At 59.7% G+C, this 22741-nt stretch carries 17 protein-coding genes; 9 read left to right on the forward strand and 8 right to left on the reverse strand.

The window, feature by feature from the left end:
• Window positions 1–118: 118 nt before the first annotated feature.
• Together CLU92_RS06205 and purL are read left to right on the forward strand one after the other, a co-directional pair.
• Window positions 119–1183 (forward strand): diguanylate cyclase, encoded by a 1065-nt coding sequence (locus tag CLU92_RS06205; protein WP_101481179.1) that lies wholly within the window; start codon window positions 119–121, stop codon window positions 1181–1183.
• Between the two features lie 204 nt (window positions 1184–1387).
• A complete protein-coding gene (gene purL / locus CLU92_RS06210) occupies window positions 1388–5437 on the forward strand; it encodes a phosphoribosylformylglycinamidine synthase (protein WP_101481180.1) in 4050 nt (1349 codons plus the stop codon).
• A gap of 106 nt (window positions 5438–5543) precedes the next feature.
• On the opposite strand, the gene CLU92_RS06215 is transcribed toward purL, so the two are convergent.
• Window positions 5544–6689 (reverse strand): DUF3800 domain-containing protein, encoded by a 1146-nt coding sequence (locus tag CLU92_RS06215; RefSeq protein ID WP_101481181.1) that lies wholly within the window; start codon window positions 6687–6689, stop codon window positions 5544–5546.
• A 44-nt stretch (window positions 6690–6733) separates the two neighbouring features.
• Window positions 6734–7540, reverse strand: coding sequence for a lipid II flippase Amj family protein (locus tag CLU92_RS06220; RefSeq protein WP_101484530.1), 807 nt, complete (start codon window positions 7538–7540; stop codon window positions 6734–6736).
• Window positions 7541–7853: 313 nt separating this feature from the next.
• On the opposite strand from CLU92_RS06220, the gene CLU92_RS06225 reads away from it, so the two are divergent.
• Window positions 7854–8309, forward strand: coding sequence for a tellurite resistance TerB family protein (locus CLU92_RS06225; RefSeq protein WP_096235317.1), 456 nt, complete (start codon window positions 7854–7856; stop codon window positions 8307–8309).
• A gap of 366 nt (window positions 8310–8675) precedes the next feature.
• Here CLU92_RS06225 and CLU92_RS06230 read toward each other — a convergent pair whose 3' ends face one another.
• The 4 genes from CLU92_RS06230 to CLU92_RS06245 all read right to left on the reverse strand — a co-directional run bounded on the left by CLU92_RS06230 (window position 8676) and on the right by CLU92_RS06245 (window position 11052).
• Window positions 8676–9119, reverse strand: coding sequence for a hypothetical protein (locus CLU92_RS06230; protein WP_101481182.1), 444 nt, complete (start codon window positions 9117–9119; stop codon window positions 8676–8678).
• A 146-nt stretch (window positions 9120–9265) separates the two neighbouring features.
• Entirely contained in the window at window positions 9266–9685 is a 420-nt protein-coding gene (locus tag CLU92_RS06235) for a hypothetical protein (protein WP_101481183.1), read from the reverse strand.
• Window positions 9686–9691: 6 nt separating this feature from the next.
• Window positions 9692–10141 carry a hypothetical protein gene (locus CLU92_RS06240; protein ID WP_143452550.1) on the reverse strand — a complete coding sequence of 150 codons (450 nt, stop codon included), beginning with the start codon at window positions 10139–10141 and terminating at the stop codon, window positions 9692–9694.
• 185 nt (window positions 10142–10326) lie between these two features.
• Window positions 10327–11052: a helix-turn-helix transcriptional regulator gene (locus CLU92_RS06245; protein WP_166674791.1), complete on the reverse strand. Its 726-nt coding sequence runs from the start codon at window positions 11050–11052 to the stop codon at window positions 10327–10329.
• 277 nt (window positions 11053–11329) lie between these two features.
• Between CLU92_RS06245 and CLU92_RS06250 the strand changes: the two genes are divergently transcribed.
• The 6 genes from CLU92_RS06250 to CLU92_RS06275 all read left to right on the forward strand — a co-directional run bounded on the left by CLU92_RS06250 (window position 11330) and on the right by CLU92_RS06275 (window position 19245).
• Window positions 11330–12013 carry a VWA domain-containing protein gene (locus CLU92_RS06250; protein ID WP_101481186.1) on the forward strand — a complete coding sequence of 228 codons (684 nt, stop codon included), beginning with the start codon at window positions 11330–11332 and terminating at the stop codon, window positions 12011–12013.
• 14 nt (window positions 12014–12027) lie between these two features.
• Window positions 12028–12786 carry a PP2C family serine/threonine-protein phosphatase gene (locus CLU92_RS06255; protein ID WP_101481187.1) on the forward strand — a complete coding sequence of 253 codons (759 nt, stop codon included), beginning with the start codon at window positions 12028–12030 and terminating at the stop codon, window positions 12784–12786.
• On the forward strand, window positions 12783–15131 hold the full coding sequence (locus CLU92_RS06260) for a hypothetical protein (protein WP_143452551.1): 2349 nt from the start codon (window positions 12783–12785) through the stop codon (window positions 15129–15131). The genes CLU92_RS06255 and CLU92_RS06260 overlap by 4 nt, the downstream gene beginning before the upstream one ends.
• 9 nt (window positions 15132–15140) lie before the next feature.
• Window positions 15141–16487: a toxin-antitoxin system YwqK family antitoxin gene (locus CLU92_RS06265; protein ID WP_101481189.1), complete on the forward strand. Its 1347-nt coding sequence runs from the start codon at window positions 15141–15143 to the stop codon at window positions 16485–16487.
• The gene (locus CLU92_RS06270) at window positions 16472–17845 is read left to right on the forward strand and encodes a toxin-antitoxin system YwqK family antitoxin (RefSeq protein WP_180338447.1); all 1374 of its coding nucleotides are present in this window, start codon (window positions 16472–16474) and stop codon (window positions 17843–17845) included. Before CLU92_RS06265 ends, CLU92_RS06270 begins: the two co-directional genes overlap by 16 nt.
• A gap of 395 nt (window positions 17846–18240) precedes the next feature.
• Window positions 18241–19245: a DUF3800 domain-containing protein gene (locus CLU92_RS06275; RefSeq protein ID WP_101481191.1), complete on the forward strand. Its 1005-nt coding sequence runs from the start codon at window positions 18241–18243 to the stop codon at window positions 19243–19245.
• A 433-nt stretch (window positions 19246–19678) separates the two neighbouring features.
• Here CLU92_RS06275 and CLU92_RS06280 read toward each other — a convergent pair whose 3' ends face one another.
• Both CLU92_RS06280 and CLU92_RS06285 read right to left on the reverse strand, forming a co-directional pair.
• Window positions 19679–20914 (reverse strand): hypothetical protein, encoded by a 1236-nt coding sequence (locus CLU92_RS06280; RefSeq protein WP_101481192.1) that lies wholly within the window; start codon window positions 20912–20914, stop codon window positions 19679–19681.
• 566 nt (window positions 20915–21480) lie between these two features.
• Complete coding sequence (locus CLU92_RS06285; RefSeq protein WP_101481193.1) at window positions 21481–22707, reverse strand: FAD-dependent monooxygenase; 1227 nt, start codon at window positions 22705–22707, stop codon at window positions 21481–21483.
• Window positions 22708–22741: the final 34 nt, after the last annotated feature.

Below are 22741 nucleotides of genomic sequence, written 5' to 3' on the forward strand. Positions count from 1 at the left end.
ATTGACTAGCGTGATAGTATTTTATAAATGCAACATTTGTTGCATACCGCGCCATGTCGCGGCCAGGCATGCGCAGGCTGTACGGGCGCTTTCTCCCTCTCTGGTATTGAAACCCGTCATGCGCTTACCTGATCTGTCTACCTTGCGGCGTATTGCCGTTCCGCTTGCATTTGGCGGCAACAGCGAACAGCAGCATACCTATTTTGCGGAACTGCACCGGGTCGGCATGGTCACGCAGCTGCTGGGCATCATCGCCTACAGCCTGACCTGGCTGATGATGCCGGAGCCCTATCATCCGAATCTGGTGCACGCCGTGCTGGCGCTGCTGGGCATGCTGGCCAGCCTGGTGGTGCGCTACCGCTGCACCACCCTGGCCGTGCTGACTGTCACCGGCGCTTGCGCCGTGCTGGCCCTGACCTTCGGCCTGCGCACCATGGCCGACGCCGTCCAGCACGCCAGTTTCTGGGTCTTGCCCGTGGGCGTCTTCATGACCCTGGCCATCGCCTCCATTTTCAATGGCGGCCTCAGCTACTTGGCCGTGGTGGCGGGCGTCTGGTGGAACGTGGGCCACGGCCTGTACCCGGTGAACGCGGGCTTGCCTGACCAATCCTGGGCGCCCTTGATGATTGCCGTCAGCGTCCTGTTCGGGCTGGCGCTGAATGTCAGCTTCAGCTTATTGCGTTTGCGCAACTATCACGCCAAAGTGGAATTGACGCGGCTGGCCTTTCAGGACAGCCTGACTGGCCTGAATAACCGCCGCATGTTCACGCAGCGCGCCCAGCAGATGCACGGCGCGACTCGCGGCGGCATGCTGTATTTCCTGATGATCGATATCGACGATTTCAAGGTCATCAACGACCAGCAGGGGCACGATGCGGGCGACGAGGTGCTGGTGCGCACGGCCGCCATCATCGCCGACAAGGCGCAAGGCCATTTGTGCGGACGCCTGGGCGGCGAGGAATTCGGCGTGGTCTACGCGGGCAGCCGCGAGGATGCGGGCGCCTTTGCTGGCGGCCTGGTCGAGGCCGTCAGCCAGGCCTTCCTGACAGCACAGTTCGTGTCGATCAGCGTGGGCGTGGCCGAACTGGACCGGGGCAAGGAGCTGGGCCACAGCTACCGGCTGGCCGACGAAGCGCTGTACCTGGCCAAGCGCCAGGGCAAGAACCGCTATGTGATCGCCTGATGATTGCCAGAGGGTGTTGCTGGCGTGTCAAAAACTGCCGCTGTGCGGGGCAAAAGGGTGGCAAAAGGGGGGCAAAACCGCAAGTTCCGGTCATAAGGCAGGGGTAAAACGGGTATAATGCGCGCAAAGGAAATTTGCCGTACGAAAGATATTGTCATACCTACCTTTAACCCGCAGCCACGCTGCATCAACCACCTTCCAATCATGTTGATACTGCCGGGTTCCAATGCCCTGTCCGTTTTCCGTAGCCACCGTCTGTTAAGCCAACTGCAAGCCGTGTCGCCTGCGATTGTTGCCGTACAAGCACGCTATGTCCATTTCATCGATGCCAGCGCGCCTCTCACCAACGACGACAGCACGCGCCTTGGCGCCTTGCTGACGTACGGCGAGCCGGCCCAAGCTGACAATACGGAAGGCGCTGCCGAAGAATTCTTCGTCATCCCCCGTTTCGGCACGATTTCGCCGTGGGCCTCGAAAGCCACCGACATCGCGCACAATTGCGGCATGGCGCACATCAAGCGCGTCGAACGCGGCATCGCTTTCCGCATCAACCTGAAATCGGGCATCCTGGGCAGCGCCATTGGCGCCGGCAAATTGTCGGACGAGCAGGTGCAGACTGTGGCCGATCTGCTGCACGACCGCATGACGGAATCCGTTTTGCGCAGCGCCGACCAGGCCAAGGACTTGTTCCGCACCCTGGAAGCGCGCCCGCTCGAATCGATCGACTTGCTGGGGCAGGGCAAGCGTGCCCTGGAAACGGCGAACACGGAACTGGGCCTGGCGATGTCGGAAGACGAAATCGACTACCTGGACGCCGCCTTCACCAAGGCTGGCCGCAATCCGACGGACGTGGAACTGATGATGTTCGCCCAAGCGAACAGCGAGCATTGCCGCCACAAGATCTTCAACGCCGACTGGACCATCGACGGCGTGGCGCAGCCAAAATCCTTGTTCGGCATGATCAAGAACACGCATGAATTGCAGCCGAAGGGCACCGTCGTCGCCTACAGCGACAATTCCTCGATCATGGAAGGCGCGACGGTATCGCGCTTCTACCCGCGCGGCGCCAGCCACGAATATGCGGCATCGACGGAACTGACGCACACCCTGATGAAGGTGGAAACGCATAATCACCCGACGGCAATCTCCCCATTCCCCGGCGCCTCCACGGGCGCAGGCGGCGAGATCCGCGACGAAGGCGCGACGGGCCGCGGCGCCAAGCCAAAGGCTGGCCTGACCGGTTTCACCGTATCGAACCTGTCCTTGCCGGATGCCGTGCGCAGCTGGGAAACGGCCGCTTCCGTGACGGCGCCTCTGGCTGGCCGTACTGACGCCGATCAATACGGCAAACCGGAGCGCATCGCTTCGCCGCTGCAAATCATGATCGAAGGCCCGTTGGGCGGCGCCGCATTCTCGAACGAATTCGGTCGTCCCGTGCTGGGCGGCTACTTCCGCACGTATGAACAGAACGTCGGCGCAAAAGAAGCGGGCGCCCCTGACGCCGTGTTCGGCTACCACAAGCCGATCATGATCGCCGGCGGCATCGGCAATATCTCCGCGCAGCACACGCACAAGAACGACATCCCCGTTGGCAGCCTGCTGGTGCAGCTCGGTGGCCCGGGCATGCGCATCGGCATGGGTGGCAGCGCCGCCTCGTCGATGACCACTGGCAGCAACACGGCCGACCTGGACTTCGATTCCGTCCAGCGCGGCAATCCGGAAATGGAACGCCGCGCCCAGGAAGTCATCAACGCCTGCTGGCAAATGGGCGCCGACAATCCGATCATCTCCATCCACGACGTGGGTGCGGGCGGCTTGTCGAACGCATTCCCGGAAATCACCAACGACGCCAAGCGCGGCGCGATTTTCGACCTGCGCAAGATTCCACTGGAAGAATCGGGCATGGCGCCGAAAGAAATCTGGAGCAACGAGTCGCAGGAACGCTATGTTCTCGCCATCGCGCCGGAAAGCCTGCCACTGTTCAAAGCCATGTGCGAACGCGAACGCTGCCTGTTCGCCGCCGTGGGCGTGGCCACCGAAGAGCGTCAACTCAAGCTGATCGACCCGGAACTGGGCAACGAGCCGGTCGACATGCCGATGGACGTCTTGCTGGGCAAGCCGCCCAAGATGCAGCGCGACGTGGTTCACGTGGCCAACGATTTCCCCGCCATCGACCTGACGGGCATGGACCTGGTGGACGTAGCGCAAAAAGTGCTGCTGTTGCCGACCGTGGCCGACAAATCCTTCCTGATCACCATCGGCGACCGTAGCGTGGGCGGCATGACCGTGCGCGACCAGATGGTGGGACCATGGCAAGTGCCGGTGGCCGATTGCGCCGTCACCACCATGAGCTTCGAAGGCTACCTGGGTGAAGCGATGGCCATGGGCGAACGCACGCCGCTGGCCGTCATCGACGCCGCTGCCTCGGGCCGCATGGCCGTGGGTGAAGCCGTCACCAACATCGCCGCCGCCGCGATTGCCGACATTTCCGACATCAAGCTGTCCGCCAACTGGATGGCTGCCTGCGGCCAGCCTGGCCAGGACGCAGCCCTGTACGACACGGTGAAAGCCGTCGGCATGGACCTGTGCCCCGCGCTGGGCATCAGCATCCCCGTCGGCAAGGATTCGCTGTCGATGCGCACGACGTGGAAAGACGATAGCACGGGCGCGGCGAAATCCGTCACGTCGCCAGTGTCCCTGATCGTGTCGTCGTTCGCGCCAGTCACGGACGTGCGCAAGTCGCTCACGCCGCAGCTGAAAACGGACAAGGGCGACACGTCATTGATCTTGATCGACCTGGGCCGCGGCAAGAACCGCTTGGGCGCCTCCGCCCTGGCGCAAGTCATGGGCCAGCTGGGCAATGAGACGCCGGACGTGGACAGCGCGGAAGACCTGAAAGGCTTCTTCGCCGCCATCCAGAAATTGAACAGCGACGACAAGCTGCTGGCCTACCATGACCGTTCGGACGGCGGCCTGTACGCCACCCTGACGGAAATGGCCTTCGCCGGCCACACGGGCATGTCCGTCAACCTGGACATGCTGACCATGGAAGGCGAGCACTCCAGCGACTGGGGCGACGCCAAGAACTGGACAGGCCAGGTAGCGGAACGCCGCAACGAATTGACCCTGCGTGCCTTGTTCAGCGAAGAGCTGGGCGCCGTCATCCAGGTGCGTGCGGAAGAAAAATCGCTCGTCATGGACGTACTGCGCACCTTCAATCTGGGCGCCTGCAGCCATATCATCGGCAAATTGAACGACCGCGACGTGATCGAATTCACGCGCGACGCCAAGCTGATTTACACCCAGCCACGCGCAGCCCTGCACCGCCTGTGGAGCGAAACGAGCTGGCGCATCGCCCGCCTGCGCGACAATCCGGCTTGCGCCGACGCCGAATACGATCGCCTGCTGGACGTGCAAGACCCGGGCATGTCGCCTATCGTCACGTTCGACCAGAACGAGAACATCGCCGCGCCATTCATCGCCACCGGCGTGCGTCCGCGTGTCGCCATCCTGCGCGAGCAGGGCGTCAACTCGCACATCGAGACGGCTTACGTGATGCACCAGGCAGGTTTCACGGCTGTCGACGTGCACATGAGCGACCTGATTGCGGGCCGCGTCAAGCTGGACGACTTCCAGGGCGTCATCGCCGTGGGCGGCTTCTCGTACGGCGATGTGCTGGGCGCGGGCGAAGGCTGGGCGAAAACGATTTTGTTCAACGCCAGCCTGGCGGAACAGTTCGCGCGCTTCTTCAACCGCACGGACAGCTTCGGCCTGGGTATCTGCAACGGCTGCCAGATGATGAGCAATTTGAAATCCATCATCCCCGGCGCCCACGCCTGGCCCAAGTTCACGCGCAACAAGTCGGAGAAATTCGAAGGCCGCTTTGCCATGGTCGAAGTGATGGACTCCCCATCGATCTTCTTCAACGGCATGGCCGGCACGCAAGCCGGCATCGCCATCGCCCACGGCGAAGGCTATGCCGACTTCTCGCAAACGGGCGACATCACCCAAGTCAGCAAAGCCATGCGCTTCGTCGACAACAAGGGCGCCGCCACCGAAGCGTACCCGTACAACCCGAACGGCTCGCCGGAAGGCATCACCTCCGTCACCACGCCAGACGGCCGCTTCACCGTGCTGATGCCGCACGCAGAGCGCGTGTTCCGCAGCGTGCAGCAGTCGTATCACCCTGAAGCATGGGGCGAGGATTCGCCGTGGATGCGCATGTTCAGGAATGCGCGGAAGTTTGTGGGGTAATTCAGAGCTGTTTGCGGCGCGGAGCCTTGGTTCAAGGCGCTGCTGCTGGGGTAGGAATGAGAAAGCCGCTGTCGGGAGACAGCGGCTTTTTATTTTTTAAAATACATCACTTCATATTTTTAATGATAGCTTGCAAATTCTGAAATCGTTGCTCATTAAGAAATTTTACTTCACCTATGCTTCCAAGGTCGAAAATCTCGGCAGCTTTTTTTAATCGACTAAGTAAAGGTATGGCAATTCCATCTACCAAATCTGCAAAACCTATCATGTCGGAATAGCTAGATGGTATTTTGTAACCCTTAGTCGAACTGGCTATTACAACATCATGATCTCTAAGTTTTGCAATTATATTTGAGCGTAGATACTGCTTGGTAATCTCATGAAATCCTTGATTTTTTAAATGTTCAAGAATTTCATTTGTTGATGTGAATGTTTTTCCAGAAGGGAATCTGGCACAAAAAAGCAAGTAGCTGAGCGTTGCGTACTGAATTTCTATTTCCGGATCCGATGAATTAAAATTATTTCTTAAAAATTCAGATGCTCTAAGAAGTGAGATGGTGGAAATTTTTGAGTCAATGTCGGTGGATGAGTTGTTGGCTGCTAGTTCTGTTTCGAATTTCGGCGGCCACTCATCTATCCTTATTCTCCTATTTTGAATGAAGCTTAGAAAACTGTCTCGTACGTTCCCAGAAACTTTTTCCTCGTACAGCTTTGCTGTGGTGCCAACCAAAAAGTCAGCAAGCTGAACTAATATTTGGGTTCTGCTATCCACAATCTCAATTTTCGATTCGAAAAAAAGATCTGGAACATGAGTTTTGGTGACGTATTTTCTAAAGCTGTTAATGAAATCTGAACCCCCGTGGCCATCAGCATAAATCGTTATATTTTTTACTGACTTGAAAAGTTGATTGTATAGGAGTCCATTTATGAATTTAATGAAAGATTTTTTGTATTGCAATCCGCTATCTTTTATTATTCGTGATTTATCCACGCAAACTGCATAAAATCTGAAATTTAAAGGTGATATCTCATTGATTATTTTCAGTCTTTTGGCGTCGCTTAGTTTGTTTGATTTAATTTCGCCAGAATTGAAATATTTTATTCTAATATTCTCCATCGATGCTTCAAGTTCCGATCTTTCTTCGGTTGGAATTATTACTGCTAGTACTATGAAGTAATTTGAGGCGCCATCCTTCTCGGTTGCTAAATCATGGTTTCCGGATTCATCAACAAAGGCAAAGTAATCACTCATTAGTAGCCCATTTTAAATTTGTACTTTTGGATATTCTTGAATATTCACAACCCCTTCGCCACCCCTACAATCACCACCGCCGACGGCACCAGCAAAAACTGCGCAATCAGCGTCCCCGCCAATCTGCTCCCCACCAGCCACACCACCGTGCGGCGGAATTGCGATTCTTCGATCTTGCCTTCGATGACGTCGTCCGTCATGCCCGAAATGTGCGGGTCGATGAAGACGGCCATCATGATGGTGGCGCCGCCGTTGATGATCGATGAAAGCGTGCTGGAGGTGACGCGCACGCTGGGGTCGAGCACGCCTGCGTACAGGGCGGCGAAGACGCCCACCGTCCACAGGGCCGTGGCGATGACGTTCATGGCGGTCATGGAGACGGAAACGCCGGATTGTTGGCGCAGGCCCGTGAAGTTGGCGGGCTTGGGCAGGCTGGCGGAGGTCTTGAGGTGGGACAGGCCACCCTTGAAGACGGCGTGCAGCAGCAGTTTCGGTACCGACCTGTGCACCTGGAAATGCTCGACGGCGCGGCAGAAGGCGCGCTGGAAGGTGGGGATCAGGATCGCGCCGAGTATCGTCGCCAGGCTGGCGGAGAATAGCAGCCAGCGGAAATCTGCCAATAGCGTGCTGGCGGCGACGTGCTGGTCTATGCCCGTTTCCACGCGCTTGGCGAGGAATGGTCCCAGGAAAGAGTTCGAAGTGCGCGATAGCAGCATCAGAATGCTGAACAGGGCCAGCGATACGGCGATGCGCCGTGTGCGGATGCCGGCGATGCGCACGGAGTAGGCGAGGGTGCCGATAATGTGGATGATGAACGTCAGTGCGCAAATCAACAGCAATTGCTTGTCCATCACAACCTTGCAGTAAAGAAAATGTAATTCCATGCTGCCATGTTGTTACTTATTTTTCAACTGCAAATAAGATAATTTTATGTGATTGGGGTTTTGTGGTGGTTTGTGTGGAGTTGACTGAATTTCATCCCAAGGCAGAAACTGGGGTCAGACCCGACGGGTCTGACCCCGGCCTTTGCCTGTGGGGGAGATAAATGCCGCCAGTGAGTGTATGACGTGGTTTCATTGCTTGTATTTCAAGCTTGCACCCTCAACTACCGCACATGGCGGCGTGTCTTGCCGTATTGATCAATGAACAACCCGGAGGTACACCATGAGTTTCGATTCCTTTCTGTCCAAACTGAAGACCAAAGCCAGCGAACTGAAAACCGAGGCCTTGAAGTATAAGAACAAGGATTTCCTGAACGCCGCGATGGCGGGCTCGGCCTTGATCGCCATGGCCGACGGCAGCGTCAGTGCGGAAGAGAAGCAGAAGATGGTGAAGTTTATTGAAAGCAATGATGCGCTGTCCGTGTTTACTACCACGGACGTGATCAAGGCTTTCCAGGACTATGTCGGCCAGCTGGAGTTCGACAAGGATATCGGCGAAGCCAAGGCGTATCAGGCGCTGGGCAAGATGAAGTCGAATGTGGAGGCGTCGCGCCTGCTGGTGCGCATGATTATCGCCGTCGCTTCGTCGGACGGCAATTTCGACGCCAACGAGCAGCGCGTGGCCAGCAAGATCGCGCGCGAGCTGGGCTTGACTCCTGCGGAGTTCGAGCTGCAGTAACTGCCAAGCCAGCCGACCCCGGCTGGCTATCTCAAGCCTTCCAGGTCATCGTCATGCCGCATCGGCTTGCCAGCGTCATAGGTAAAGCGCAGGATGACTTGCGTGGGCTTGCTGGCAGGATGGATGGCGCGTGGTGCTTGTGCAGGCGGCGCTGACCAGGGCCGGCAGTGGCAAGGCCAGCAGGCGCAGGCCGCCGCCCAGCACAGTCAATATCGGGCTACTGCGAGTGTCTGCATTGCGCTCCATGGGTCGTTGCCATTCCTTCAAGGAAATGGCGGCGATGGTAGCATGCGATGGCAGCGCAAACCTTCCTGGCACTCTGCTACGGTATAGCGCCATTCGTTTCTATTAACGGTGCCCGCCGCCTCAACGCGACGCCAGGCCGATGGTTTGCACGTGGGAGGGCACGATGCCGCCGCTCGACACATTCTGCGACGGCACCACCATCACCAGTTCGCCATCCACGCTGCCGTCATCGTTGTGGTCGATGCGCACCTTCAACTGGCGGTCCAGCGCGACGAAGGCGTTGTGGTCGGTGGCGACGATGCGGTGCTCTTCCTGCTGGCCGATCCGCGCATACTTGACAGCGCCGGCGAGGCGCAGTTCCAGGGTGTCGCCATTCGACAGATCATAGGTGCCGACGAATTTCTTGAAATCCTGGCGCATCATGTAGCGCTGGTGTTCTGGCACGTCGATGCTCGGCGAGTTGCCCGGCACGGTGACAGTGTGTTCTGGCGGCAGGGTCTGCGCGATGGCTGCCGTGCTGGCGGCGGCGAGACACAGGAGTGTGCTCAGGATGATGGTTTTCATTGTCGTCCTCGTTGGTTTGTGGCCTCTGGCGCATGGTGCGGGTGGGCTAGGGGCAGTAAGCAGTCTAGGTGCGGGTTTGGCGATGTGCATTGTTCATTCGATGGAGAGCCGCAGTTCATGCGGCGTCGATATTCAGCGGGACCATGCTAGGACGCGCCGTGATTCAATTCCTGCAGTACTTTCTTGCACAGCAGCCCGTATCCCATGCCCGTGCCGCGTTTGTGTGCGGCCAGGTCGTAGCTGGCGCTGATATCGTCCCACGCCACGCTGCCGGGCAGGGGCCGCAAATCGTCGTCCAGGTCCATCTCGAAATGGATGAAGTGGCCGTCGGCGCTCAGCAGCTTGCCGTACACGGCGGGCATGCCAGGGTAGGCCAGTTGCAGGTCAAGCATGAGGGCCGTGCCCAGTGCCACGCCATGGTTGGCGGCGCACTGGCGCAAGGCGTCGGGCAAGGGGCGGGCGCGCCACCAGGCCGCCGTCTGTCGGATGGCGGCCAGGGTCAGCGCGTTTTGCTGTTGGACAGAATATTGTTTGCTCATGGCTGCCACCGATGCGGAATGCAACATGCCCCCTCAACGTGATGCCAGGCCCATGTTTTGCACGTGGGCAGGCACGAGGTCGCCGTTCGCCAGTTTCTCGGCCGGTACCTGCATCAGCACTTCGCCACCCACGCTGCCATCGTCGCGCAAGTCGATACGCATGGCCAGTTGCCGGTCGAGCGCCACGAAGGTATCGCGGGAAGAAGCGACGATGCGGTGTTCTTCCTGGTCATCGATGCGCGCATACATGAAGGCGCCGATGCTGCCCGCATTGCGCAGGTGGAGCACCTGGCCGTTCGCCAACTCATAGCCGCCGCGGAACGGGGCAAATTCTTGCGCAGTCATAAGGTGCCTGTGGGCCGGCAGTTCGATCGCGTGCAAGCGTCCACCGGGAATGGTGACGGTCTGGCTGTCGGGAAGCGTTTGCGCATTTGCCAGCAGGGCGCAGACGCCCATGGTGCCGGCCAAGATCCATGTTTTCATTTTTTTACCCATCCTTGAACTTTGGTGCCGTCCGCTGCCGGCGCGGCGATGTTGATGTGGGTGCCAGGGAACCAAACCGGCTGGTCCGTGTGCGGTGCTGTCACTCTGGCAAGGCGCGGGCTACCGGTCTTGCCAGTGTAGGCAGGCAATATGCACCGCGCATCATCCGATCGGATGACATGTCCTCATGCATCAAGGACGGCCAGGTGCGCCGTTGCGCCGTGGATCAGGGCGATCAGCTCGCCCTGGCGCCGTGTATCCGTCTTTAAATAGGTGTGGTGCAAATGCGTCTTGACGGTGTTGACGCTGATGCCGCTTCGTGCGGCGATTTCCTCGATGGTGGCCCCTTGCGCCAGCGCCTTGCCGACCTGCGCTTCGGCTTGCGTGAGGTCAAACAGCTGCCGCAAGGCCGGGACGGAAGTGCTCGTTTTTGTGGGGTCGTGCGCGATCATCAGCGCGCAGGCGGGCTGGCAATCGGCAAGCGGGGTGACAGTCATGGCCAGTGGCGCTTGCTGCTTGCGCGCCAGGCGCAGCGACTGGCATTGCTGTGCGCCGTCGGCGCTGGCGATGACCAGGCGCACGGCGCGCGCCAGGGTGGGCGGCACGGACGGTTCCAGTTGTGCCGCATGCAGGGCGTGGCCGGCGGGGGTGGCAAAGCGCAGTCCGAGGCCCGCGTCGAGCACCAGCACGGCGGCGCCCATGGCGTCGAGCGCCGCCAGTGCGCAGTGGCTGGCCAGTTGCGCTTCGCGCAGGCGCTGCTGCAGGCACAGTGCGCGTTGCAGATGCGGCAAGAGTTCCTGCCATTGCTGGCCGCTCAGACCCGCGCTGTCGAGTTGCGGCCAGTCGCCTGCGCCGCAGGCCGAGTCGTACATGGCCCCGATCAGCTTGCTTACATCTGTTGCCGTGCCCATGCTTGCCCCCATTGCCCGATGACATCAGTGTGCCGCAGGCGTGCAGGTGCGGAACTGGGTAAGGGCGGTGTTGCGCAGCGATCCTCCCCACCTTTGTGAGGAAGGGGTGGTCGCTGCCATCTGGCCTGGGCAACTTTCAAGATAGTACAAAGATAGTGCTGCTGCAATGGCGCGCGCAAATCTGCCTGGATAGTGTTCTGTAGGAAACTCGCGCGGCTAAAACGCGTCCATGATGTAAGATTCGCACTATGTCCGATTTCACATTTACCGATTGCCCATGAGTTCAATAATGATTCCCGACGTCGCCCTGGTCGACAACACCGAACAACGCACGCCGCTGGTGCTCGTGCTGGACTGTTCCGGCAGCATGGATGGCGAACCCGTGTCGCTGCTGAACGAAGGCCTGGCCTTGCTGGAACAGGAACTCAAGTCAGACGTGATCGCCGCCAAGCGCGTGCGCATTCTGGTGATTCAATATGGCGCCCACGATGAAGCTGTGGTCGCCAGCAACTGGTGCGATGCCATGGATTTCACGGCGCCCCACCTGGAAGCGAACGGCACCACGCCGACCGGTGCAGCTGTCGAGTTGGCCCTGGCCGAGATCGAGCAGGAAAAGCAGCGCTTCCGCCAGGCGGGCGTGGCGTACACGCGGCCATGGCTGTTCCTGATGTCGGACGGCGAACCGACGGACCGCTGGCAGCATGGCGCCGAACAGGCGCGCGCGGCCGAGCAGGCCAATAAAGTGGCGATCTTCCCCATCGCCGTGGGCGACAACGCGAATATCGATAGCCTTGGGCAGTTTTCCAGCCGTGGCGAGCGGGGCGTGAAGCAGCTGAAAGGCTTGCAGTTCCGCGAACTGTTCCTGTGGCTGAGCGCCAGCATGCAGGTGGTGTCGCAATCGCGTCCTGGCGCGCAGGCGCAGCTGGCCTCGACGGACGGCTGGTCTGTCGTGAATACGTGAAAGCCCGCTGATCCATGGCGATAGCAAATAAGCAGTGGCGCGTGTTTGGCGCCTCCGTCACGGGCAAGGCGCACCTGGATAAAGATATCCCATGCCAGGATGCGCACGCGCATGCCGTCGTCAACGGGGTACTGGTGGCCATCGTTTGCGATGGCGCCGGTTCGGCGCGGTTGAGCGAGCAGGGCGCGCAGTTTGTCGCAATGCAAACCGTGCAGGCGCTGGCCGGACGGCTGGAGCAGGGTGCCACCGTGCAGGATTTGCATGACGGTGCGCTGGCGGGCGCCCTGGCGCAGATCCGTGCCGCACTGGACGACATCGCACGCGCCGCCAACGCCACCCTGGACGACTATGCCAGCACCGTGGTGGGCGTGGTCATGGGCGCCGACCAGGGCTTCTTTTTCCACCTGGGCGATGGCCTGGGCGTGGCGCAATTGCCGGACGGTGGAGAGCTGATTTCGCTGCCCGCCAACGGCGAGTATGCCAACGAAACCTACTTTATCAGCGGCGAGCGCTGGCGCGAACAGCTGCGGCTGCTTGCGATTCCGCAAGCCGCGCGCGGCGTCGTGCTGATGTCGGACGGCTGCATGCCCTTTGCCATGAGCAAGAACAATGCGGCGCTGTATGCGCCGTTCATGGATGCCGTGCAAGGCTATCTGCGCACGGTCGGGAGTATCGAACTGGGCAACGAGGCGCTGGCGTCCACCCTGGCCGACCCGCGCACGCACCAGATCACGGGCGACGACAAGACCCTGCTGCTGGCCTTTCGCGCATGAGCCAGAAGCAGGGTGTGACACCGGGCCTGAGTCCGGGTGGAAAAATTTGGCTGGATAAAGTCCGTAGTTTGATCCTGGGTAAACTCGTCAAGAGCGGCGGCGCGGGTAGCGTGTATCTGTTGCCCGGCGCGCCCGCGCAGGTGGCCAAGCTGTACCACCCGCACCTGGACCGGGCCGCCAACCGGCGCAAGCTCGAAGCGATGCTGGAACTGTCGCCCGAGCTGCCCGATCAATTGGAAAACGGCAAGCGCTACGTGCAGATCGCCTGGCCGCAAGCGGCCGTGTTCGACGGCCAGGGCGGCTTTGCCGGTTTCGTCATGCCCCTGCTGGATATGGCGCAGACGGCGGAGCTGGAACAGATCATGCAGGAACGCCAGGCGCGCGCGGCCGGTTTGCCCACGGGGCTCGGTCCCAAGCTGACCCTGGCCGCCAACCTGGCCGCCGTCATCGATGCGCTGCACCAGCAGCAGCATTACGTGGTCGATCTGAAACCTGTGAACTTGCGCTTTTACCGCGATTCGCTGTACATCGCCATGCTTGACTGCGATGGTTTCAGCATCCAGGGCCATGCCGAGCGTTTTCCTGCCGAGCAATTCACGGCCGACTACCTGGCGCCGGAATTCCAGCGCAAGGGCATGCCGGCGGGCACCGAAATGGCGCAAGACCGATTTGCGCTGGCCGTTATCATCTTCCAGTTGCTCAACTTCGGCATCCACCCGTACAGCGGGCGGCCAGGCAATGCGCAGGTGGCCACCGACATTCCCGGGCGCATTCGCGACGGCTGCTATGCGTATGGCGTGAAGCGCCACAAGCAGCTGGCGCCGAACGCCACCAGCGGCCACACGCTGATGCCGCCCGAATTGCGCGCCATGTTCGACCGTGCGTTTTCCCAGTCCCCCAAACCGCAGCGCCCGTCGGCTGCCGACTGGGCGCAGTTGTTGCGCGGGTATGCACAGCGCAGCGGCGGCAAGCTCGTCGTGTGTACCGTGAATCCCGAACACCAGCATTTTGCAGGCCAGGGTTGCGCCGCCTGCGCGCGCGACAAGGTCATCGTCGCGGCCGCGCAAGCGTCCGTGAAGGCGCAGCAACAGCCATCGTTGCCGCAGCAGCGCAGCGCGCGCCGCACGGCCCCGGGCCAGGCGCCGGTCGCCATTCCCGCTGCCAACATGCCTGGCTATGTAGCCGGCAACACGGGCGGCGGCATCACGGGCAAGGGCTGGGCCGTCGTGGTGCTGCTGATCGTGCTGTTCCTGATCGGCTTTACGGCCTGGACCTCGTCGCCCGATGAAACCAAGGCCAAGGCCAGCTTGCAGGCGCAAGCCGAGCAGGCGGCTGGCCTGGAAGTGTTTCGCTGGCGTACGCGCAAGGCGGCCGGTTTCCAGCCGTCCGATGCGCGCAAGGCCGTGCGCAGCCTGTCGCAAGCGATCAGCAAGGGCGACGATGACGCCGTCACGCGCGGCTTGCAGCTGTTGTACCGTTCCGGCCAGGAAAAGCCGTCCGACTACGGCGTCGACCGCACGCAGGCGCAGCTGCGCGCCTCGTTGCTGGAGGGCCTGGGCTGGGTGCCCGGCTATGAGCCGGGGCTGGTCGCGACCTATCTTGACCTGCTGCAAGCGAACCCGCGCGACCATCTGGTGGCGGCGGCCATGGGCCGCATGCATCTGAGCCTGAACGAACCGCAGGCGGCGCGCCAGTACTTCGAGCAAGCCGTGTGGGCGCACCCAACGGATGGCACGGCCTGGCTGGGCATCGCGGCCGCGGCGCAGCTGCGCGGCGGCGACGAGAGCGATGCCGTCAATCTGGTGGCGCTGGCGCAACTGACGGCTTACCGCTACGCCGTGGAGCATGCCTTGCCAGCCGAGCCGGGTCAGCCGGCCGACAATGGCGTCGCGCGCATGACGCAGCGCATGGATCTGAACGCCAAGGTGCTGCGTCTGGCGCAGCCGGGCGCTTACCAGAAACGCTGGGACAAGGTGCTGGCCGAGGGCGCGCTGCTGGCAGCCAAGCTGAAGGCCTTGCCGCCCTTGCGGGACCAGGTCGGCAGTGTACAGCGCGAGACGATGACGACGGTTGCGTATGGCGTGCTGGACGAAAAGCACGCAACGGGTGAAAACCGCCTGACCCTGACCATCGCGGCCGACGGCACCCTGACCTATGCGGCGGCCGAGTTGCCGATGGAGCCGATGCTTAACAAGGTGCTGCTCGATAGCGTCAAGCGCTGGACCTACTTGCCGGCCGTGCAGCACGGTCAATTGCGGGATGCCGAGGTGGTGGTGCTGGTGCGCTACCGCGATGGCCGGGTCAGCTTCGTGCCGGGCGGTGTGGCCGTCACGGCGGAAAATTAAAGGAATACCATGAAAATCAAGATTATATGCGCCTTACTGGGCGCCTCCTTGCTGGCCTCAGGCATGGCGCAGGCGGACATCGTGCAGCGCCTGGTATTGACAGCCATGGCGGCCGAGCCAGATAGGGAAGGCGGCGATGTGTTCAGTATTGCGGGCACGACGGCCTGCGGCGGCAAGCAGATACGCATGGATGCCCGCTCGGTGAACCTGGACGAGGCGCCTTACGACGCGCTGAAAGCCGATCTGGCCCGGTACATTCGCAACAAGACGCCCATGCGCGTCACCCTGAAAAAATGCCCGGAGGATGTGAGCGTGCCCATCGTGCGCCACATCGCCGCCTGCACGCCATCGGTCTGCGCCGATGGCCGGGCGCGGCTGTACCTGCACGAACGTTTCTTCCCCATCGAGCAAGAAAAGGCACCGAATGTGCTGCTGTTGCCCTTGCCGAAAGGCAAGCTGCCAGGCACGTGGAAAGTGGAGATTTATAGCGTCGCCGGCCACAAGCTGCGCTTGTCCGGCCAGGTCAACAAGGCCGATTATGCATCCGGGGAACTGGTGGGCGGCTATGTCACGTATTACCCGAACGGCAAGATCGAGAAACAGGTTGCGCAAGATGGGCAGGGTCGGCAGCACGGCATCGGCAGCAAGTACTTTCCCGATGGCACCCTGGAGTTGCGCGGTAACTGGCGCCATGGCTTGCCCGAGGGCGAGCACCAGCGTTATCACGCCACGGGCAAGCTGAGCGAGACGACCAGCTACCGAGATGGCAAGCAACTCGACGGGCCCGTGCAGAAGTTTGATGAAAATGGCAAGCTGAGCAGCAGCTACACTTTGCGCGGCGGCAAGATGGAAGGAGAGATGCTCACGTACTTCCCGGATGGAAAAATCTCCAGCCGCGCGGAAATGCAGCACGGCAAATTTAATGGCGTGAGCACGAATTACTACCCCGATGGCGCCGTGCGAGCCAGGATGACGCAGGTTAACGATTTACCCACGGGCGTGGCAATGGAATTCTATCCAGATGGCAAGGTGGAGAGCCGCCAGGAGTATGGCGACAAGGGCGGGCTGCTGAGCTTGCAGCGCTACAGCCCCCAGGGTGTGCTGGTGCTGGAAAGACGGTGGGATGCGCAATTGCGTGAACAAGGCACGTCGCGCTCGTGGTACGAGAACGGCAAGCCCGAGCAATCCATCGAGTACGTGAACGACCGGCGCGAGGGATGGAGCCGCAGTTGGCGCGAGGATGGCAGCCTGAAGAGTGAATGCCAGTATGTGGCCGGCAAGGCTCAGGGGGCTTGCGGCGAAGCGCCGCCAGCGCCAGAATTGTTGCGCAAGGAGCAGGCATGGCGCGCACTTTGAAACATTTATTTGGTGCCATGCTGCTGTTACCGGCGCTGGCCAGCGCCGAGATTGAGCAGCGGCAAGTAGTCACCGCGATCAAGGCGACGCCCGACGGCGATGTGCTGACCCTCGCCAGCGACAGCGGCTGCGGCGGCAGGCAGGTGCTGATGAATGCCGTTTCCGTGCGCCTGGATAAGGATCAGTATGTCGCCATGAAGCATCAATTGGCTACCTTGATCCGCAACAAGACGCCGTTGTTGATGCGTATCACATTCTGTCCCGCGCCAGGCAAGGTGGGAGCCGAAGCGGGAGCGCTCGCCATGCCCGAAGTTGGCAAGCTGGGCCGCTGCGAGCCGCAGGCCTGTGCCGACGGCAAGCCGCGTTTGTACCTGAATCACAATCTATCGCGCGGCGAAGTCAAGGAACATGCGCGCTATGCGCTGGTCCTGCCGCTGCCGCCAGGCAAGACGCCAGGCACCTGGCAAGTCGAGGTTTATCATGTGCGCGAAGGCGAGCCGAAGCGTCTGACGGGCCAGGTCAACGATCGCGATTACCTGCGCGGCAAGCTGGTGGGCAACTACAGCATGTATTACCCGCATGGACAGCTGGAAATGCAGGTTGAGCAAGATGGGCGAGGCGTGCAGCAGGGGACGCAGACCCGCTATTACCCTGACGGCAAGATGTCCATACGCGGCACGTGGCGCAACGGCGTGCAGGAGGGGGAAGAGCAGACCTATCACCAGAATGGCAAGCTGATCGAGTCGCGCACCTACCGCAACGGCGCCCGTGCCGATGGCCTGGTGGAAACGTTCGACAAGGATGGCAAGCTGCGCACGCGCATGACGCAGGTCAATGGCCAGACGGAGGGCGAATTGCTGCTGTTCTATCCGGACGGCACAGTAGAAAGCCGCAGCCTGTATGTGAACGGCATCCAGACGGGGCCGAGCACCAGTTATTTCCCGGATGGCAAGGTGCATCGCACAGGCAACTATGTCGACGGCAAGCCTGCCGGCGAAAGCGTCGAGTATTATCCGGACGGCAAGGTCGCCAGCAAGCGCACGCATAGCGGGCACTACGTCATGCGCAGCGAACAGCGCTTCAGCCGGGCCGGCGTCTTGATCGTGCAAAAGCAGTGGAATGCAGGTGGGCGCGAGGAGGGCGCATTGCGTTCGTGGTACGCCGATGGCAAGCCGCGCCAGCTGATCGAGTACGTGAATGGCGAACGCCAGGGCTGGACCCGGCACTGGCGTGCAGATGGCAGTGTGGAAAGCGAATGCCGCTATGTAGCTGACGAGCCCCAGGGAAAGTGCACTGGAGATTCAGCCAAAATGTCGTACACGGAAGATGGGATTGCGTTCGACATGCCGGAACCCTGACCAGGGAAAGTTATTGCCTTTCGATCCGTAATGCGTGGCCTGACTTTTTGCGACGCATGTACCGCTACTGGAAAGGACACTGGGGGGAGTTCAGACTTTGTCCCGTCGCGTCACGGTGCCGGTGGCGTCGTTTCGCGTATAAACACCGCTGCCAGCCTGCACCGGACCGTGGCGCACGGCTGCCTGCGCCGAGCAGGACTTGTTGTGGTCGGCAGCTGTCTCCCCAAAGCGGACGTGGACAAACAAGCCCTCTCTTGCGTCTTCAAACACTGGCGCACTTGTTGAACGTAAAGTACAGTTGTAAAAGCTTACGGCTATCAGAACAAATAAGAAGTTTGTTAGAGTAATAACTTCTGCCATTCATAGCGTGCTCACTCGGCCATTAAATATCAATCATGTTCATTTTTGTAGATGAGTCAGGAACATTTGTGCACTCGGCTGAAACCAGCACTTGGTGCACAGTTGTCGCCTACGTGACGCCCGAGCACCGGCGTCGGGACTTGGAACGTCTGGTCGCCCAAATTCGCGCTTTGAATAACGGACGCGAAACTAAGCTCAAGCAGCTGACAGAAGAGCAGTATTTGATGTTTCTTGGTGCATTGCGCAAGCTGGACGGGATAGCCTTTGCAGTGGCGGTCGACGCAGGAAGACAGCGCCCTGAAGCGATCGTTGAGCATCGAACACGTCAAGTTGAAAAGATCCTGGAGCATCAGGACAAAATGATTTATGAACAAGGACGACAGTCAATAGCAAATCTTGCTTCATTGCTAGACTCGATACCCCCTCAGTTATATATCCAACTCATCGCGCAGGTACTCCTCTTCAACCAAATTATCGAATGCAGCACTCTCTACTACGCCCAACGCCATCCGCCTGCACTCGCCAATTTTAGGTGGCGAATCGATCGGAAGGCAAAGGTGGAGACGAAATACGAAAAGGCGTTTTACCGCCTTCTTAGCCCACTTATCCAAAGTCAGACACTGGCTGAGCCGTGGATCATGTTGGAAGGCGCAGATTATAGTCACTTCGAAAAATTTAGCTTTACCAAAGGTGAAGAGCCAACTTATCTGCAAGACGACTACGGTATGGAGATTGATAATCCAGGCGACCTTGGACGGATCATCCGGGAGGATTTCCAGTTTGTCGATTCTGCCACTAGTGTTGGCGTGCAGGTAGCCGACCTCCTTTCGGCAGGAGTTTTTCGCCTGCTAAGGGGACGGTTTGAAAGGAGCGACGATATCGCCAAGGGGCTAGGTGCAATTTTCACGTCTCCACTGAAACAAGATCATTGCGTCCGATTCATTACGATGGACGCCACTGGTGATGTCGAACGTCACGTCGCGCGTGCTGTTGCGCTAATGGACCGGCATAGCCGTCCATTAATCGCACGGCAGGACTAGTACGATAGCGTTAGCAGCGAAATCAGTGTGCTCAGGGTTCAGCGTCTCCTTCTGGCCGAACGCGGCCATAGTGCTGCTAGGATAGCAATTTTCCCAGCTGCAAAAACTCACAAATTCTCTCATCAGGCCGAAGCCGCCCCAAAACGGACCTTTACACACGAAATCGAACTAGTGACTCTCGGGCTGCTGGATTGTAGGTCTACTCCCTTTCCTTTCCTGCGCGGCCCTCCGTTCGCCCCCTTGTTCAAGCCGGACACCATAGTCCCTAGCATGGAGCGAGCTGGCATAGAATCCCGCATTGTGGACAGCGATGTTGGTCGCGGTGACAACGACGACGTACTGGTCTACGTACTCAAGGAATACGGACTGGTGCGTGCCATGCACGGGCAGCCGCAGATAGTTATGATGTCGGTTTGGGACCCTGGCTGGACTGCTATTTTTTTAAGCAAGCGCCTTTAGCCTGTAGCCCGGCCACCTCGCGGCTCAGCATCTCGACTAAGTCAGAAAGGCGTGACACTACGATCGTGCCATGCCGCTTTACTTGCTTCTGAATGTGCGGCGCCATATATCGGTCTGCTCTGAACACGCACACATATGGCGCGTACATGGCGTGCAGTGAATCCACCGGCTGGCTGTCGCTCGGTTCTTCCTTCCGACCTGCCGCCACATTGTCCCATGCCGAAGAATATAGCGATCTGATAGTTGCCGAGATACCAGGGCAATATTTTTCGATGTCCTTCGGATTAACATTTTTTAGGGTAATCCCCTTCGCCTGCGCTGCGTATTGAACGAGTTTTATCAGCTGGTTATCTTGCTGTTCTTCCCACCTACGCAGTATTTCTCCATTTTTCCCCGTCGGAGCGGTATCCGTGCCGCCTTCGGTCAGCACTGCCACATGGCGGACTGCCAGCGCAACAAGCTCACGGAGATGTGTGCCTAACTCCCGCCCAGGCCGGCGGACGATGTCGGAAATCGGGCTGGCCAAAGCATGATTGGTAGTGAACCACTTCATCATATGATGCGGGTCTCTGAGGCTCTCGTAGAGCGCCTTATCAAATTCGGCTTCGGTTGCACGCCCTAGCCAGAATCTGACAACCATTTCGGCATATTCGGGTTTCATTGGAAATGGTTTCGAGAATTCAGCAGCTAGTGGCTCGACGTTCTGGCTGTCCATGTATCTTTTAAACTCGCCCTTGGGAACGCCGTTCTTGATCATTTTTCGCACCGCCGTCCGGCTTTGCTGACGGGACATCCCAGTCTGCCCAAGCTCCCGTTCCATCCGCTCCTGCATGTATTTGAACGGTGAGCGGGGCACATCTCGTGTGTCGACCTCAGGGAACCAATGCCCGTGTGGGTCTAGGACCTTAGCCGGTGCTGCAAATCCCTTAGCCAGCGCTTCAGCTTCTGCCGCCACGAGGCGGTCAAATGAGATCAAGGCATTGGTACCGCAGAGCTGCACAAGCAATTGGGCCTTAAGTTCAGCCAGCTTGGAGGTGTCCGGTGAAATTGGTGCTGCCTCAGAAATAGCAGCTGCAGAGAACACGAATTTGACCAGGCCCTCCTTCGCAAAATTCAGAAGTGCAGCCCGTATTTGCTCCTTTTCAGGCGTCCATCCCTTCGGGTCACTTAGGGTTGAGTAATCTTGAGAATCGAGGTAGCAGGTGATCATTGTCGCAGATGCCTTTTCCTACTTATTTCAACCATAAACGTGGGCATTGTGGAATTCCGAGAGAGAGAGGCCCGCAATCGAAAAATATATTCCAAGGAGAAGCGCGATATCCATGCCAACAGCATACCTCCACAAATAGGCCGTTCTGGAGCCTTTACGCAAGGGAAGCCGCTCTGCGCCATGCGCGGTGAACGATTGAGCAAGGACTGCTGTGACAAAGAGTTAGTGCAGGATTCTCAGTTTCATTCGCCAGGGGCAGTTCATTTGAAGGGCGGCTTCTGGCCGAACCCGGCCGTTCGGGCAGCATAGCAGGTTGTCAGGGTGAAAATCTAGCGGCTGCATCGTCAGGCTGGATTCGCCCCATAGCCGCCGTTCGAGTTTCGATGGCCACGGTCTGCTATGTAACGCTTACCGGCTGATGCCCACATGCAAGCTGACCGGATGCGTGGGAAGAGGCGCTTGCATAAAACCTGAAAAATCGCATCCAGCTCCTGTCAAGCTCAGCCGGCCGCTCGGCTTTCGTCACTGGGGACATGACTTTCTATCCGCGTGGAATCCCGTACACATCATTCAATGCGGTACAGGCTGTCAAAGCCGCCTACCTCCACTGACGTGCTGTCTGCGCCACCAAGCAGCGGTAGACCCTGGCTCCATCCGGCTGCCAAGACCTGCACGTCACGCACAGGATCGGACGCCTTGGCCCTCTCGTTGCGGATGCGACAGGTTTCGGTATCTGTGGCGAACAACCCACGTGCGAAGACCCGGCCCTGTTCCGCCAGCCTTGCGGTTTTGGGAGCGCGAATTCTCGCAAACGCCTGGAAGATGTCTTCCAAGCCTCCACTTGCACCATCCAAACACCGGGCCAAATGCCACGCATCCTCAAGCGCCTGGCAGGCTCCTTGCCCCGACGTCGGCAACGGCGCGTGCGCCGCATCTCCCACGAGCAGCACATTTGCCCGGCTCCACGTGTGCAGCGGCTCCAAGTCGTGCACGGCAATCAGTCGGATGGCATCCGCCGGTGTCGCCTGGATGAGACGTGTGACAGGCTCAGGCCATTCCGCGAACAGGTCCTCAATTTCCTTACGCATATCCGCTGCAGGCGCCGCCATCGGCAATGGCCGTGCCTGCGCCGCCGCCCAGTAGACCAGATCCGGCCGGACCGGCACGCAACCGAAGCGCTTGCCCACCCCCCAGAAGTCTTGAATCGAAACATCGTTCACCAGCGCATGCGGCCCCTGCGCTACGCCAATCCAGTTCACAAAGCCTTGATAGATTGGTGTGTTGTCACCCGCGACAAACCTGCGCGCCACTGATTCCATGCGGCCGTCGGCCCCAATGAGCAGATCCGGGCGGACGCTCGCGCCATTTTCGAAATGGGCCACGGCTCTGCCATGAGTATCAAGCTCAATAGCCACCGCCCGGTGCCCGAACTCCACCGGAATCCCTGCCCGTGCCGCATGATCCAGCAACACCTCCTGCAGGTGCCTGCGCAGCACCGTGTAGGTCGGGTATCCCATCGTCCGGTCCAGCAAACCAATATCGAGGCCCCCCAGTGCATTTCCCGCAGCATCCTGGCGACGCATTGTCAGCGGTCTACCGCCAATGGCCTCAATGTCTTGCAGCAGTCCCAGTTCTTCCAGCACAAAGCTGGCATTGGGCCAGAGCGTCACGCCAGCCCCCATGGTTGCCGGCCCTGCCCGGCGCTCATATACGCGGGGACTGTACCCCCGCTTGCTCAAGGCAAGCGCCACGCTCAACCCTGCAATGCCGCCGCCAAGTATTCCGATTTCCATGCTAAAGCTCTCCTATTCAATCCGTCCCGACGTG

Source organism: Janthinobacterium sp. 61 (assembly GCF_002846335.1).
Classification (GTDB): domain Bacteria; phylum Pseudomonadota; class Gammaproteobacteria; order Burkholderiales; family Burkholderiaceae_D; genus Janthinobacterium.